We start from the raw sequence: 14,289 nt of genomic DNA on the forward strand, positions 1-14,289 counted from the left end.
TTGTTCATTGGCCAGGCTTCGGCGATAATGCAGCCTCCCGCATCGGCACCGCCAGGTGTCGCCCCTTATTGATGCCAGTCTGTGAGCCACCATGCCCAACCAAGGACAGGGTCCGCGCGACACCCTCGATCTCGGTGATCATCACCTGACCCTCGTGGGCACCGCCCACGTCTCCCGTGACAGTGCCGATGAGGTACGCGAGCTGATTCAATCCGGCGAGTTCGATGCTGTAGCCATCGAGCTGTGCGCGTCGCGTCATCAGAGTCTGGTCGACCCCGACGCCATCGCCCGGCTCGATCTCTTTCAGGTGCTGCGCCAGGGCAAGGCCGGCATGGTCGCGGCAAGTCTGGCGCTGAGCGCCTTTCAGCAGCGCGTGGCCGAGCAGTCCGGGATCGAGCCGGGCGCCGACATGAAAGCCGCCGTCGAGGCGGCGCAACACGCCGGTCTGCCGCTTTATCTGATCGACCGCGAGATCGGTGTGACCCTCAAGCGCGTCTATCGCAATGTGCCATGGTATCGGCGCATGACGCTTGTATCGGGCCTTATCGGCAGTGTGCTGTCACGTCAGAAGGTCTCGAGCGAGGAGATCGAGCGGCTCAAGGAAGGCGATGTGCTGGAGTCCACCTTCACCGAATTTGCCCAGCACTCCCGCCATCTTTATACGCCGCTGATCGAGGAGCGCGACCGGTACATGGCGCTCAAGCTTGTCGAGACGCTGCCCGAAGGCGGTACCCGACGCGTGCTGGTGGTGATCGGCGCCGGCCACCTCAAGGGCATGAGCGCCCACCTGCGCCAGCTGAACGCCGAGACACCGACGCCGAGTGCCGTCACTGACGAGCGTCAGACCCTGGATACCCTCGCGCCCTCGGGCCGGCTTTTGAAGCTGCTGCCCTGGCTGGTCGTGGCGCTGGTGGTAGCAGGCTTTGCCGTAGGGTTCAGCCGCGACACGGGGCTTGGCTGGTCGCTGGTCGTCGAATGGGTACTGATCAACTCGACGCTTTCCGCGCTGGGGGCACTGATTGCGCTGGGCCATCCGCTGACCATTCTGGCAGCGTTTGTGGCCGCGCCGCTGACCTCGCTCAATCCCACCATCGGCGTGGGTTTTGTCACGGCTGGTGTCGAGCTCTACATGCGAAAGCCCACGGTGGGCGATTTCTCCACCCTGCGCCACGACGTGAGCCATTGGCGCGGCTGGTGGCGCAATCGGGTGGCCCGCACGCTGCTCGTCTTTCTGCTGTCCACGGCAGGCTCTGCCGCGGCCACCTGGATTGCCGGGCTGCGCATTGCCGGCCAGCTCTTTGGCTGATTCAGGACGACATGACAAAAAAAGCGCCGTGACGGTGTCACGGCGCTCGACGGCCTGATCAAACGTTTCAGATCTCAGGTCAGCACGTCGTACTCGCGCACTTCCATCTGCTCGATGGCGTTTTCAAGCGTCTGCGCCATGTGCTTGTAATGCTCGGTGGCAATATGGGCATCAAGCGCGGCGCGATCACGCCACTGTTCGACCATGATAAAGCGCGACGGCTGCTGGCTGTCGCGCGTCAGGGTATAGAGCAGGCAGCCGTCGTCGGCTCTGGACGGCTCGACAATTTTGGTCAGCTCGGTCTCGACGAGGGCTTCCTCACCCGATTTGGCATCAATGGTGGCCAGAATTCCCAGTGTCATATCGCCTCTCCTGTCATGAACATGCGCTCCAAGGATAGTCGGCTCAGCTCGCGTGTGCGCGCCGCTTTTCCAGCAGTCGCTGTGCAGCACCGGATTCGTGGGGCGTGCCCGCATCGCGCCGGGCCGCGGCGTACTGCTCGTTGAACACCGTGAAATAATCATCCAGCACCTGCGCGCCCTCCTCTTCGCCGGCCTGCTGCAGCAGTTCAACGGCAACTTCTGCCGTGCACAGATGCTCGGGGCTGGCCGGCTTTCTCAGCCGGTAGCGGGTCAGGCGCTCGGTGCGCAGGGCCACGATCGGCAGCTCGGCGAGATAGTCGCTGCGGCGAAACATGCGTCGTGCCTGACGCCAGGTGCCATCGAGCAGAATAAACACCGGAATGCGCGATGTGTCGCAGGCACGATCCATATCCACTACCCGGTGACGGTAATCTTCCTGATCGTCGGGAAAAACCAGGCAGGGCGCAAAACGCGGGTCCGCCAGCGCGGCCAGAAGCGTCGGGTCCGGCTCGGTGCGCGACCACTCGAACACTCGGGTATCAGCGATGCAGTCACCGATCAACCGACCGGTGTTGGTCGGCTTGTAGTGCTCGATACGATGGGTGATCAGCCAGAACTGCGCCCGCGTTGCCACCTGAAGCCGATATGCACAGATGCAGTGCAGCCCCGGCATGCGGCACTGCTCGCAGCGTTTGACCAGGCTGCCGCGCGCATTGAACGGTTTGCGCGGCGCCTGCGGGTCATGGCCCTGACTCATGAGGCGTTCTGCGCCTCATCCGTGGCAGCCGTTGGACGTCTTTTCCAGTAGCCGGCCAGAATCGAGCCGGAGATGTTGTGCCATACCGAAAAGAGCGCGCCGGGCAGCGCCGCGGCGGCCGGGAAGAAGTTGGTCGCCAGCGACACGGCAAGCCCCGAGTTCTGCATGCCGACCTCGATGGCCACGGCCCGACAGTCGCGCGCGTTCAACCCCGCCAGACGCGACAGCCAGAACCCGCCGATCAGCCCGCAGGCGTTATGCAACACAACGGCCAGTGCAATCACCGGACCCAGGCTTGCCAGGCGCCCGGCGTTAAGCGCCACCACGATGGCGATGATCATCACGATGGCCGCCATGGCCACGGTCGCCAGCGCCGGCTCGATACGCCGGATCGTGCCGGCCAGAAAGTGATTGACCAGACTGCCCAGCGCAATCGGCACGATCACGAGTTTGGCGATGCTTAACAGCATGCCGCCCACCGGGACATCGATGCTGGCGCCCATCCAGATCCAGACCAGCAGTGGCGTCATCACGATCGACAACAGTGTGGAGATCAGCGTCATGCTGATGGACAGCGCCACGTTGCCCCCGGCAAGCCAGGTCATGACGTTGGAGGCCGTGCCGCCCGAGGTGGCGCCGACCAGCATCATGCCCACGGCAAGCTCCGGCGAAAGCCCCAGTAGACGCGAGATGCCAAAGGCGGCTGCCGGCATCAGAAGGTATTGCAGGGCAATCCCGATCATTACGGCGCGCGGCGCGCGGGCCACGCGCGCGAAGTCATGGCGTGACAGCGTCAGCCCCATGGTGAACATGATCAGCGCCAGTAGCGGCGGCACCCAGTCCTTCAACGAGACCAGGGAATCGGGAAACAGGGCGGCCAGCAGGGCTGCACCCAGCGCCCACAGCGGAAAGAATCGATTGATCTGCTCAAACATGGAAGTGTCTATTCGGTAGCAATGACGAAATGCGTTTCCCGGCGATGGGAAACGCTCGAAAATCGCGCGGTGTCGTAGGGCTCGATCAGAGTCTCAGGACGACAGCAGCGCGTCAGGATCGGGCTTGAGCAGACGGCCATGTTGTGACCAGAAATCGCGCAGGCGGGAGACCCCTTCAGTGGCGCTGGTGGCCAGCGGCACCACGCCTCGTACGGCCAGCTCGCGCGCCCCGGGATCAACCAGTACGCGCGGGGCCTCGATCGGCGCCTCATCCATCAGCATCGAGGCCGGGGTGACCGCCAGCGATGTGCCCACGATCAGCAAGAGATCGGCCTCTGCCACGATATCGCAGGCGGTGGCATACAGCGGGACATTTTCCCCGAACCAGACCACGTGCGGGCGCAGCTGAGCGCCGTCGTCACAGCAGTCGCCCATTTCGATGCTCTCGTCCTCACCGAGGCGATAGACCAGTCTGGGGTTGCGGCTGGAGCGCGCCTTTAAAAGCTCGCCGTGCAGGTGCAGCACATCGCGGGAGCCGGCACGCTCGTGCAGATCGTCAATATTCTGGGTAATGATGCTGACCCGAAAGTGCGTCTCGAGCTCGGCCAGCGCCAGATGAGCGGCATTGGGCCGGGCCGCGCGCACCTGAGCGCGGCGCTCGTTGTAAAAGCGCAGCACGGTGTTTGGGTCACGTGCCCAGCCCTCGGGCGTTGCCACATCCTCGACGTGATGGTTCTCCCAGAGACCATCGCCATCGCGAAAGGTCTTGATACCGCTTTCGGCGCTGATACCGGCACCGGTGAGAACGACCAGGTGAGCCATGTGCTTTCCCTCATGAAGATATGCCCGCAGCAGTGCCACCGATACGGCCCTGGTCAGGGCGCTGCCAATGGCGCCGCGATTTTAACAGAGTCCTTTCATCGCGCCATCCCGGCCCTGTACATCGGGCCATGCAATTGCCGACAATAGCGACTGATGCCCGGCCACGACAGTTCAATGACCACGCCCATACCCGTGATTTATCGCGACGACCACCTGGTGGTCGTCCACAAGCCCTCCGGCGCTCTGGTCCACCGCAGCGCGCTGGACCGGCACGCGCCGGTGGTCATGCTGCAGGCCCTGCGCAACCAGCTGGGCCAGCACGTCTACCCGGTTCACCGGCTGGACCGCCCGACCTCGGGCGCGTTGCTCTTCGCTCTGACGCCCGAGATGGCGACCGCCCTGGGCCACCAGTTCCAGCACCAGCAGGTACAAAAGCGCTATCTGGCCGTCGTGCGCGGCATCGGCCCCGAAACGGCCACCTATGACTGGGCGCTGCGCGAGGAGGACGGCAAGCGCCCCAAGGCCGAAATGCCGGCCATGGACGCGCTGACCCATGTCAGGCGCCTGGACAGCGTGGAGCTGCCGGTCGCCATCGACCGCTACCCGACCAGCCGCTACTCCCTGATGTCGGTGACCCCCACCACCGGGCGGCGCCATCAGATCCGTCGTCACCTGAGCCGGGGCGGCTATCCCATTATTGGCGATGCCCGGCATGGCAAGGGCATTCACAACCGCTTTTTTCGCGACAACTTCGACGCCGGGCGCCTGCTGCTGGCGGCCGTCACGCTCGAGTTTTACCATCCGGCCTGCGAGCAAAGACTCAGGGCAAGTGCCGCCGTGGAAGCGGACATGGCTGCGCTGATGGATCGATTCGGCTGGGCCGGTCACTGCCCCGTCAATCAAATACAGTGGCAGGACATGCCCGACACGCCTGACAGGAGAAACGCCGCATCATGAGCGATTCAGCCAGCGCCGAGAGTCTGAACGCCGCCCGGCACGAGGCCGATTTCGCGGCCCGCTTTGACGGCATGCGCCGTCTTTATGGCCATACGGGCATCGAGCGCCTGCGTCGTGCCCACGTGGTGGTCATCGGAATCGGCGGCGTGGGCAGCTGGAGCGTCGAGGCGCTGGCGCGCTCGGGGTTTGAGCGCATCAGCCTGATCGACCTTGACGATGTCTGCACGACCAACATCAACCGCCAGCTCCACGCCCTTGATGGCACCATCGGCCGCCCGAAGGTCGAGGTCATGGCCGAGCGCTGCCGACTGATCAACCCATGGGTACAGGTCGAGCCCATTTCGGGCTTTATCACGCCGGACAATATCGAGCGCATGCTGCCCCACGATACCGACCACGTGATCGATGCCATCGACCACGTGGGCGCCAAGTGTGCGCTGATCCATTACTGCAAGCGCCGAAAGATCGGTCTGACCGTGACCGGCGGTGCCGGCGGCCTGACCGACCCGACCCGCATCGTGACCGCCGATCTGACCCGCACCGAGCATGACCCGCTGCTTGCGAAGGTACGCAGCCGGCTGCGACGCGACTACGGCTTCAGCCGTAATCCCAAGCGCCGGTTTTCGGTGGCCTGCGTCTTTTCCCCCGAACAGCGGCGCTACCCGGACGGCGCCGGTGAGGTATGCAATACGAAACCGGGCGACGGTGACGCCCTGAGACTGGGCTGCAGCGCCGGCTATGGTTCTGCCACCTTCGTCACCGGTGCCTTCGGCTTTGCCGCCGTCGGGCACGCCATTGAGCGTGTCATTCGAACCGGCCTCGATACCGGCCACGTCGATGACGATGCCGAACCTGCCACTCAGGAGCCTGCATGAAACGAGAACACGAACACGCCGTCACACCCGGCGTCTATCGACACTACAAGGGCAGCGACTACGAAGTGCTGGGGGTGGCGCATCACAGCGAGACCGAAGAGGCGCTGGTGGTGTATCGCGCGCTTTACGGCGAATTCGGTCTTTGGGTCAGACCGCTTGCCATGTTTCGCGAAAACGTCGAGATCGACGGAGAGCCGGTGGCGCGCTTTTCGCTGATCCGGCCCTGCTAGCGCTTTTGAGCAACGCCCGGGGCTTTCAAGCCCTCAAACGCCAGCGGGCCGCCCAAAGGCGGCCCGCTGTCATGCGTGCGCAAAACCATCGACTCAGGTCGCGGTTTCGCCCTCTTCGCGCTCGTTGGCCGGGCGCATCTGACGCTGCTTGTAGTTTTCCAGCCCGACCTGCTCGAGCAGGTGCAGCTCGGTTTCGATGATGTCGATGTGTTCTTCTTCTTCGGCCAGAATCTTTTTGAGCATCTCGCTGGTGGGATAATCGGCCACGGACTCGCAGTGGCGAATGGCCTTGATCAGGTCATCGCGACCTTCATGCTCGATGCGCAGATCACACTCCAGCATTTCCTGAACGTGCTCGCCGATGTGCAGCTTGCCCAGATCCTGCAGGTTGGGCAGACCATCGAGAAACAGAATGCGCTCGATGAGGATATCGGCATGCTGCATCTCTTCGATCGATTCCTTGTATTCCCAGTCGTTCAGGGCATGCAGACCCCAGTTGCGATACATGCGGGCATGCAGGAAATACTGGTTGATGGCAACAAGCTCATTGCCAAGGATTTTGTTGAGGTGCTCGATAACCTGAGGATCGCCTTTCATGTGTTTCTCCGCCATCAGTGGTCATGGCGGTCGCCGAAACCTGCGTCCGCCTGTGGAGGCAGTATCCATCAAACGCGCAGGGATTTCGACTGGAAAAACACAAAAAAAGGCTCAATGAGAGCCATTATCACAAGATAATTCAAACAGTTAGCAATCAGGATTGCTGCAACCCCTGCCTGGGCAGACCTGTCATCGCGCGGCGTAGGCCAGCTCATCAAAGTGGCGGGCCGGAATGTGCTGCGTCATGTGGCGACTCAAAAGGGCCTCGTCGACAATCTCCTGAGCAAGACAGGCGCACTTGCCACACTGGGTGGCACACTGCGTTGCCCGGGAAACGTCTTCCCAGCTCGACGCGCCCAGCGCCACCGCCTGCTTTAACTGCCCGTCCGTGACCTTCTTGCACATGCATACAAACATGGTGACCCCCACCGCAAAGAGAATACAAATGATTCTCATAAGAGATTGCATCGGTGCAATATGCGAAACATTTTCATTCGCGTCAATCTCTAAAGTGGTGAGGCCATAAAAAAGGAGCGACCGAAGTCGCTCCCTGATAGATAAAGATCGTATTCAGTACAGACCGGCTGGGCTGTCGCTATAGGAAATCAACTGGCACTTGATCTGCTGATAGTTGCCCAGCACCGCCAGATGGGTCTCCCGCCCGATGCCGGATTTCTTGTAGCCCCCGAAGGCGGCATGCGCCGGATACTGGTGATAGCAGTTGGTCCACACGCGGCCAGCCTGAATGGCGCGTCCCATGCGATAGGCACGGTTCATGTCACGCGTCCAGACACCGGCACCCAGGCCGAATTCGGTATCGTTGGCGATCGCCAGGGCCTCTTCTTCGGTTTTAAAGGTCGTCACCGACAGCGTGGGGCCGAAAATTTCCTCCTGAAAGATGCGCATGTCGTTGCGCCCCTTGAAGATCGTGGGCTGCACGTAAAAGCCGTTTTCGTAATCGCTTTCGACCGAGGCGCGCTCGCCGCCCAGCAGCAGCTCGGCGCCCTCGTCGCGCCCGATCTCCATGTAGGAGAGGATCTTGTCGAACTGCTCCTTCGAGACCTGGGCCCCCATCTCGGTGTCGGTATCCAGCGGGTTGCCCGACTTCAGTCGTTTGGCCCGTTCCACGGCGCGCGAGATCAGCGTGTCATAGACGGATTCATGAATCAGCGCTCGTGACGGGCAGGTGCAGACCTCGCCCTGGTTGAGAAACGTCATCATCAGCCCTTCGACGCACTTGTCGATATAGGCATCACCGTGATCGAGTACGTCTTCGAAATAGATGTTGGGCGATTTGCCGCCCAGCTCCAGCGTGGCCGGAATGATGCGCTCGGCCGCCCGGGACATGATGTGACTGCCCACTGGCGTGGAGCCGGTAAAGGCGATTTTCTGAATGCCCGGATGGGTCGCCAGCGCCTCCCCGGCCTCCTCGCCGATGCCCTGGACCACGTTCAAAACGCCCGGCGGCAGCAGATCACCAATCAGCTCCATCAGTACGCAGATGGAGGCCGGCGTCTGTTCGGCAGGCTTCAACACGCTACAGTTACCGGCCACCAGCGCCGGGGCCAGCTTCCAGCCGGCCATCAGCAGCGGGAAATTCCAGGGGATGATCTGCCCCACCACGCCATAGGGCTCGTGGTAGTGATAGGCCACCGTCTCGCTGTCGATTTCGCTGATGCCGCCCTCCTGGGCGCGAATGCAGCCGGCAAAGTAGCGAAAATGATCCACGAGCAGGGGCAGATCGGCCGCCAGACATTCCCGGATCGGCTTGCCGTTGTCCCAGGTTTCGGCCACGGCGAGCATCTCGAGGTTGTCCTCGATGCGATCGGCGATTTTAAGCAGGACACCGGCACGCTCGGCAGGTGATGTGGCGGCCCAGCCGGGCGCGGCCTTCTGTGCGGCCTTCACGGCGCGGTCGATATCCTCGCGCCCCGATCGCGGCACCTGACAGAACACCTCGCCGGTGACCGGCGTCACGTTGTCCATATAGCGGCCATCGTGCGGGGCGCACCACTCACCACCGATAAAATTGTCATAGCGGTCGCGAAAGTGTACGAGGGCGTCTGAACTGCCGGGTCTGGCGTATTGCATCTGTCACCTCCAGAGAATCAGGGTAGCGGTCGAAGGATGTGTTCTGCTCTTTCACTCTGGCACTGTGACGACAGCGCAACAAACGGCTATTGGTCCAACACGTCGGGTGGACGCAAAACGCCCCGAAGCGCTTGCTTCAGGGCGTATAGACAATGCCGGAGACTGGCGGCGAGTCAGCCGGCGCGGCGCAGCAGCCAGAAGCCAAGGCCATAACACACGGCCATGGGCACTAAAATGGCCCAGATGGGCGAAAACCCGAAGATGGTCGCCGCCGGTCCCAGCAGGTCCTGAACATACTTGAAGACCAGCCCGACGACCGTGCCGTAAAACACCCGCGTGCCTGCCGCGACGCTTCTCAGCGGCCCGAAAATGAACGAGGCCGCAATGATCACCAGCGAGGCCAGCGTCAGCGGCAGCAGCACCTTCTGCCAGAAATAGAGCCAGGTATCGGTGGCGCTGATGCCCTGCTCGTTGAGATAGCGCCCGTAGCGCCAGAGATCCTCGATCGACTGGCTGTCGCGATCGGTGATGATCAACCGCAAAAGCTCTGGATCCAGCGAGGTGTCCCACTCGAGCCGGTCGAAATGCGCCGACTCCGTGGCATCCTCATGGATCAGGGTGCGATCCACGTCCTCCAGCGTCCACTCATCGCCCTCCAGGACCGCCCGCGAGGCGTGGGTTGCCTCTACCAGCCGGTCGTCGTCATAGCGAAAGCGGTTGACGTCCAGCAGTGTATTGTCCGAGCGAATCGAGCCGAAGCGGTAATAGCTTTCGCCTTCACGCTGCCAGCCGCCGCGACGGGAGATGGCGTTGCCCTCCTGCAGCTCGGTACGCCAGGCCTGGCCAAACATTTCGGTGCGGGGCGCGGCAAACTCGCCCATGGCCATGATCACCAGCACCACCACCACCAGCGGCTTCATGACCCCGAGCAGAATGCGCCACAGAGAAAAGCCGGCCGAGCGCATGACCGTCAGCTCGTTGCTGGAAGCCATCGCTCCGAGCCCCACCAGCGAGCCGATCAGCACGCTGACCGGCGCATACTGATAAAAGCGCCAGGGCAGGCGAATGACGCCATACATCAGAACCTGCAGGGTGCCGTAGTTGCCCTCGGTATCGCCCAGGTCATTGATGAAGCTGATAGTAAAATCGAGCCCCAGAATGATGAGGTGCACGATCAGCATGCCCATGAGAACGTTGCGCGCGATGTAACGATCAAGCTGATTGAACATCATCGCGTCCCTCCATGGCGGCTACTGCGATACAAAAGCCAGGCCCCGATCAGGGCAAAGACCACGTGGATGGGCCACAAACCGATACCGGCTGCAAGACTGCCGCTGCTCACAGCATCCTGTGCGGCCAGCAACAGACTCATGTAGGCCACATACAAAATGATGGCCGGCATCATCTTGGCAAAGCGCCCCTGGCGCGGATTGGCCCGCGACAATGGCAGCGCGATCAGGGTCAGGATTGGCACCATCAATGCCAGCGAGATCCGCCACTGAAGCGCCGCGCGCGCCTCGTCACTGTCATCGCCCAGAAGGCGCCAGGTGGGCTGAAGCTCGACATCGTCGACATCCATCTGTGCCGTACCGTTTTCCAGTCGGGCGGCGTAGGTCTTAAACACCAGACGCTCGGCGACCGGGCTGCCGGGCCTGACGTTTTCACGAGTGCCATCGGAGAGCACCAGAAAACGGCTTTCGCTGTCCGGATCGGTGGTTTGATAGCCACTCTCGCCCCGGGTCAGGACGTCCACTCGCTGGCCCTGCTCGTTGCGGGTCTGCTCGGCAATAAAGACGTTTTCCATCCGGCTGCTGCCCTGCTCGACGCGCTCGGCATAGATGGTGCGATCGCCAAGCTTTTGAAAGCGCCCGGGCGTGAGCGCGCTGAAATCGGCCCGCTCCTGCTGCTCGGTCAGCGTTCTTTCGTTCTGGATCAGCCCGGCCGGCGTCAGCCACAAACTGCAGGCGCCGACCACACAGGCCATTAAAAGCGCCGGCCAGCACGAGGCGCCCAGAATGCGGGAAGGACTGACACCGCAGGCTGCCAGCACGGTCATTTCGCTGTTGAGATAGAGCTGCCCGTAGGCCAGCAAAATGCCCAGAAAAAAGGCCAGCGGCAAAATCAGCTGGAGGAAGCTGGGCAGATGAAACAGCATCAGGCTGCCCAGAAGGCTGGCCGGGAAGTCCCCTTCAGCGACATCGCTGAAATAACGAATGAACCGATTGCCCATGATGACCAGCAACAAAATGCCGGTCACGGCACTCATCGTGGTCAGTATTTCACGAATCAAGTAGCGAAAAACGATCAAGCGCAGACTCCCTCATACATCAATATCGAGCGATCGTTTCCGATGCATCTTCTGCAAGGCAACGCCTGACCATGCAATGGCGCAGGGGTTTGCGTACACTGAAGGCCTGTTCGGACCCACCTGTTCAACGCGTCGATCAGCCGTTTACCGTACTCGACGACGTGTCTGTTCAAAACAGCCATTATCACTAATACCCACCGTATTGTCTTGGGGAGACACCATGGAATTTCCCGTGCTCACCGCCAACCCGGCCCGCTGTGAAACCGACTGCATTATCGTGCCGGTGTTCAAGGGCGGTGATTTGCCCCCCGCCAGCGAGCGCCTGGACGACGCCAGCGAGCGTCTGATCACACAGCTCATGGAACGGGGCGACTTCGACCCGGTGACCGCCAGCACGCAGCTGGTCCCCTTTGCCCCCGGTCTGAACACAGCCCGCCTTTTGCTGGTGGGCTGCGGTGAAACCAGAGCGTTCAATGAAGGTGCCTTTCGAAAGGTGCTCGACGCCGCCTTTGGCGTGCTTTTGTCCCTGCCGGTTGAAAATGCCGCCATCGCCATGCTGGACCGGGAAAACGGACCGCAGGACGTCGTCTGGAAGGCGCGCATGATTGCCGAGGCCACCCTGCGCGCCACCTACCGCTTTGACACCTTCAAATCGAAAAAGCGCCCGCCGATTGCACTGACCCGGCTGTCACTGATGGTCAGCGATGCCGGTGACGCTGCCGGTGCCGAGGCGGGTGCCCGCATCGGGGCCGGTATCGGTGCCGGCATCAATCTGGCCCGGGAGCTGGGCAATCTGCCGGGCAACGTCTGCACGCCGCGCTATCTGGCCGACGAGGCCGAAAAGCTCGGCTCACAGGGTGATTTCAAGGTCACCATTCATGACGAAAAGGCGCTCGAGACCATGGGCGCCGGTGCCATTCTGGCCGTGGGCCAGGGCAGCGACGAGCCCTCGCGTCTGATCGTGATGGAGTATCAGGGCGCCGACGACCCCGAGGAAGCGCCCCACGTACTGGTTGGCAAGGGCATCACCTTTGACAGCGGCGGCATCTCGATCAAGGGCGGTGCCAACATGGACGAGATGAAGTTCGACATGGGCGGCGCCGCCAGCGTCATGGGTACCATGAAGGCCCTTATCGAGCTGAAGCCGAAGATCAACGTGGTCGCCATTATCGCCTCGGCCGAAAACATGCCGGACGCCAGAGCCTTCAAGCCCGGTGACATCATCACCACGCTCAAGGGGCTGACCGTCGAGGTGCTCAACACCGACGCCGAAGGCCGGCTGGTGCTGTGCGACGCCCTGACCTATGCCGAGCGCTACAAGCCCGCCTCGGTGGTGGATATCGCCACCCTGACCGGCGCCTGTATCGTGGCCCTGGGCCATCAGACCACGGCGCTGCTGGCCAACGATGACACTCTGGCGCAGCAGCTTCTGACGGCGGGCACCACCGCCTGGGACCGCGCCTGGCAACTGCCGCTGTGGGACGACTATCAAAGCCAGCTCGATTCCGAATACGCCGATTTGTCCAATCTTGGTGGCCGACCGGCCGGCACCATTACCGCAGCCTGTTTTCTGTCGCGCTTTGCCGAAGGCTACGCCTGGGCGCATCTGGATGTCGCCGGCACCGCCTGGGATGGCAAAAAGGGCGGCACCGGTCGACCGGTCGGGCTTTTGAGCGAATACCTGCTCTCACGTGCGAACGACTGATCGTGTCCAGAGTGCCCTGCGCCCGTCGCCTCGCGGCGGGCTTTATTGGCGCAGGGCGCCTGTGTCATTCTTGATACCCTGTTTCTGACGTTTCCCTTAATCATCTGTCGGACCAGCGTTATCGGATACGCCGTTGCCGATGATCGACAGCGATGTGTACTTCTCGCCTGGCCACCGTACGAACGGAGAATCCGAATCGTGTCTTCCTCTCAAGGCCTTGAGCTTCGCCCCACGACTACGCCCACCGACGCCGGTCAGCGTGACGAGATCCTGAAAAACCCCGGTTTCGGCCGCTATTTTACCGACCACATGGTGCACGTGCGCTGGACCCATGCCGACGGCTGGGGCGGTGGTGAGGTACGCCCCTACGGACCGCTGACGCTGGACCCGGCAGCGTCGGTTTTGCATTACGCCCAGGAGATCTTTGAAGGGGTCAAGGCCTATCGCCACGCCGACGGCTCGGTCTGGACCTTCCGGCCGGAGAAGAACGCGGCCCGTTTTCAGGCCTCGGCACGCCGTCTGGCCCTGCCGGAACTCGATGCCGATACTTTCATTGCCTCGCTCAAGGCGCTGGTCAGCCAGGACGTCGACTGGGTGCCCACGCCCGCCTCTGAGGCCGAGGAATCCAGTCTCTATCTGCGCCCCTTCATGATTGCCAGCGAGAAGTTTCTGGGCGTGCGTCCGTCAAAGGAGGTCGATTACTACGTGATCGCCTCGCCGGCGGCGGCGTACTTCAAGGGCGGCGTCAAGCCGGTCTCGATCTGGCTTTCCTCGAACTACAACCGCGCCGCGCCCGGCGGCACCGGCTTTGCCAAGTGCGGCGGCAACTACGCCGCATCGCTTGCCGCCCAGAAGGAAGCCGAAGCCCACGGCTGCGACCAGGTGGCGTTTCTGGACGCCGTCGAGAACAAGTGGGTCGAGGAGCTTGGCGGCATGAACCTGTTTTTCGTGTTCAAGGACGGGCGCATCGTGACCCCGGCCCTGACCGGCACCATTCTTGAAGGCGTTACTCGCGACTCGGTCCTGCAGCTGGCCGCCGATGCCGGGCTCAAGCCCGAGGAGCGTGCCATCAGCATCAATGAATGGCGCGACGGGATTCATTCCGGCGAGATCACCGAAGTGTTCGCCTGTGGTACCGCCGCCGTCATCACGCCCATCGGTGAGCTGGTCAGCGACAATGACCGTCTAAGCTGCAGCAGCGGCAATGGCGGCGAGGTCGGCAGGTCGATCCGCAAGCAGCTGCTCGATATTCAGTACGGTCGCGTTGAAGACCGTCATGGCTGGCTGACCCGTCTGGCCTGAGCCGTTTTGACGCCGCCTGCGGGCGGCGTTTTGCATTAACGC

15 protein-coding genes are annotated in these 14,289 nt (G+C 62.3%); 6 read left to right on the forward strand and 9 right to left on the reverse strand.

The window, feature by feature from the left end:
- Positions 1-91 precede the first annotated feature (91 nt).
- Positions 92-1,306 carry a TraB family protein gene (locus ACXMYO_RS10145; protein ID WP_438764413.1) on the forward strand — a complete coding sequence of 405 codons (1,215 nt, stop codon included), beginning with the start codon at positions 92-94 and terminating at the stop codon, positions 1,304-1,306.
- Between the two features lie 74 nt (positions 1,307-1,380).
- On the opposite strand, the gene ACXMYO_RS10150 is transcribed toward ACXMYO_RS10145, so the two are convergent.
- The 4 genes from ACXMYO_RS10150 to ACXMYO_RS10165 all read right to left on the reverse strand — a co-directional run bounded on the left by ACXMYO_RS10150 (position 1,381) and on the right by ACXMYO_RS10165 (position 4,182).
- Positions 1,381-1,668 carry a putative quinol monooxygenase gene (locus ACXMYO_RS10150; RefSeq protein ID WP_170140634.1) on the reverse strand — a complete coding sequence of 96 codons (288 nt, stop codon included), beginning with the start codon at positions 1,666-1,668 and terminating at the stop codon, positions 1,381-1,383.
- A gap of 43 nt (positions 1,669-1,711) precedes the next feature.
- Positions 1,712-2,425, reverse strand: a complete 714-nt coding sequence (locus ACXMYO_RS10155) for a tRNA-uridine aminocarboxypropyltransferase (RefSeq protein WP_457808621.1) — start codon at positions 2,423-2,425, stop codon at positions 1,712-1,714.
- Positions 2,422-3,360, reverse strand: coding sequence for a bile acid:sodium symporter family protein (locus tag ACXMYO_RS10160; protein ID WP_457808622.1), 939 nt, complete (start codon positions 3,358-3,360; stop codon positions 2,422-2,424). Before ACXMYO_RS10160 ends, ACXMYO_RS10155 begins: the two co-directional genes overlap by 4 nt.
- 93 nt (positions 3,361-3,453) lie before the next feature.
- The gene (locus tag ACXMYO_RS10165) at positions 3,454-4,182 is read right to left on the reverse strand and encodes a Sir2 family NAD-dependent protein deacetylase (protein ID WP_457808623.1); all 729 of its coding nucleotides are present in this window, start codon (positions 4,180-4,182) and stop codon (positions 3,454-3,456) included.
- Between the two features lie 174 nt (positions 4,183-4,356).
- On the opposite strand from ACXMYO_RS10165, the gene ACXMYO_RS10170 reads away from it, so the two are divergent.
- Genes ACXMYO_RS10170 through ACXMYO_RS10180 form a run of 3 tightly spaced genes read left to right on the forward strand, consistent with a single transcriptional unit; the run spans position 4,357 to position 6,244 of the window.
- On the forward strand, positions 4,357-5,139 hold the full coding sequence (locus ACXMYO_RS10170) for a pseudouridine synthase (protein ID WP_457808624.1): 783 nt from the start codon (positions 4,357-4,359) through the stop codon (positions 5,137-5,139).
- Positions 5,136-6,014 carry a tRNA cyclic N6-threonylcarbamoyladenosine(37) synthase TcdA gene (gene tcdA, locus ACXMYO_RS10175; protein WP_438764418.1) on the forward strand — a complete coding sequence of 293 codons (879 nt, stop codon included), beginning with the start codon at positions 5,136-5,138 and terminating at the stop codon, positions 6,012-6,014. Before ACXMYO_RS10170 ends, tcdA begins: the two co-directional genes overlap by 4 nt.
- Complete coding sequence (locus ACXMYO_RS10180; protein WP_457808625.1) at positions 6,011-6,244, forward strand: DUF1653 domain-containing protein; 234 nt, start codon at positions 6,011-6,013, stop codon at positions 6,242-6,244. Before tcdA ends, ACXMYO_RS10180 begins: the two co-directional genes overlap by 4 nt.
- A gap of 93 nt (positions 6,245-6,337) precedes the next feature.
- Here the strand turns inward: ACXMYO_RS10180 and bfr are convergent, their stop codons facing one another.
- The 5 genes from bfr to lptF all read right to left on the reverse strand — a co-directional run bounded on the left by bfr (position 6,338) and on the right by lptF (position 11,240).
- Positions 6,338-6,841: a bacterioferritin gene (bfr, locus tag ACXMYO_RS10185; RefSeq protein WP_438764421.1), complete on the reverse strand. Its 504-nt coding sequence runs from the start codon at positions 6,839-6,841 to the stop codon at positions 6,338-6,340.
- A 189-nt stretch (positions 6,842-7,030) separates the two neighbouring features.
- Positions 7,031-7,297 (reverse strand): (2Fe-2S)-binding protein, encoded by a 267-nt coding sequence (locus ACXMYO_RS10190; RefSeq protein WP_457808626.1) that lies wholly within the window; start codon positions 7,295-7,297, stop codon positions 7,031-7,033.
- Positions 7,298-7,411: 114 nt separating this feature from the next.
- Complete coding sequence (exaC, locus tag ACXMYO_RS10195) at positions 7,412-8,932, reverse strand: acetaldehyde dehydrogenase ExaC (RefSeq protein ID WP_457808627.1); 1,521 nt, start codon at positions 8,930-8,932, stop codon at positions 7,412-7,414.
- 173 nt (positions 8,933-9,105) lie between these two features.
- Positions 9,106-10,164 (reverse strand): LPS export ABC transporter permease LptG, encoded by a 1,059-nt coding sequence (gene lptG / locus ACXMYO_RS10200; protein ID WP_438764424.1) that lies wholly within the window; start codon positions 10,162-10,164, stop codon positions 9,106-9,108.
- Positions 10,161-11,240, reverse strand: a complete 1,080-nt coding sequence (gene lptF, locus ACXMYO_RS10205; protein WP_438764425.1) for an LPS export ABC transporter permease LptF — start codon at positions 11,238-11,240, stop codon at positions 10,161-10,163. Before lptF ends, lptG begins: the two co-directional genes overlap by 4 nt.
- A 220-nt stretch (positions 11,241-11,460) precedes the next feature.
- Between lptF and ACXMYO_RS10210 the strand changes: the two genes are divergently transcribed.
- Together ACXMYO_RS10210 and ACXMYO_RS10215 are read left to right on the forward strand one after the other, a co-directional pair.
- Complete coding sequence (locus ACXMYO_RS10210; protein WP_457808628.1) at positions 11,461-12,945, forward strand: leucyl aminopeptidase; 1,485 nt, start codon at positions 11,461-11,463, stop codon at positions 12,943-12,945.
- Between the two features lie 198 nt (positions 12,946-13,143).
- Positions 13,144-14,247, forward strand: coding sequence for a branched-chain amino acid aminotransferase (locus ACXMYO_RS10215; RefSeq protein ID WP_457808629.1), 1,104 nt, complete (start codon positions 13,144-13,146; stop codon positions 14,245-14,247).
- Positions 14,248-14,289 lie beyond the last annotated feature (42 nt).

Source organism: Kushneria sp. EE4 (assembly GCF_977968315.1).

Coding starts and splice junctions, on each gene's coding strand:
- ACXMYO_RS10145 (WP_438764413.1), top strand. CDS start 92: ATGCCCAACCAAGGACAGGGTCCGCGCGACACCCTCGATCTCGGTGAT.
- ACXMYO_RS10150 (WP_170140634.1), bottom strand. CDS start 1,668: ATGACACTGGGAATTCTGGCCACCATTGATGCCAAATCGGGTGAGGAA.
- ACXMYO_RS10155 (WP_457808621.1), bottom strand. CDS start 2,425: ATGAGTCAGGGCCATGACCCGCAGGCGCCGCGCAAACCGTTCAATGCG.
- ACXMYO_RS10160 (WP_457808622.1), bottom strand. CDS start 3,360: ATGTTTGAGCAGATCAATCGATTCTTTCCGCTGTGGGCGCTGGGTGCA.
- ACXMYO_RS10165 (WP_457808623.1), bottom strand. CDS start 4,182: ATGGCTCACCTGGTCGTTCTCACCGGTGCCGGTATCAGCGCCGAAAGC.
- ACXMYO_RS10170 (WP_457808624.1), top strand. CDS start 4,357: ATGACCACGCCCATACCCGTGATTTATCGCGACGACCACCTGGTGGTC.
- tcdA (WP_438764418.1), top strand. CDS start 5,136: ATGAGCGATTCAGCCAGCGCCGAGAGTCTGAACGCCGCCCGGCACGAG.
- ACXMYO_RS10180 (WP_457808625.1), top strand. CDS start 6,011: ATGAAACGAGAACACGAACACGCCGTCACACCCGGCGTCTATCGACAC.
- bfr (WP_438764421.1), bottom strand. CDS start 6,841: ATGAAAGGCGATCCTCAGGTTATCGAGCACCTCAACAAAATCCTTGGC.
- ACXMYO_RS10190 (WP_457808626.1), bottom strand. CDS start 7,297: ATGAGAATCATTTGTATTCTCTTTGCGGTGGGGGTCACCATGTTTGTA.
- exaC (WP_457808627.1), bottom strand. CDS start 8,932: ATGCAATACGCCAGACCCGGCAGTTCAGACGCCCTCGTACACTTTCGC.
- lptG (WP_438764424.1), bottom strand. CDS start 10,164: ATGATGTTCAATCAGCTTGATCGTTACATCGCGCGCAACGTTCTCATG.
- ACXMYO_RS10210 (WP_457808628.1), top strand. CDS start 11,461: ATGGAATTTCCCGTGCTCACCGCCAACCCGGCCCGCTGTGAAACCGAC.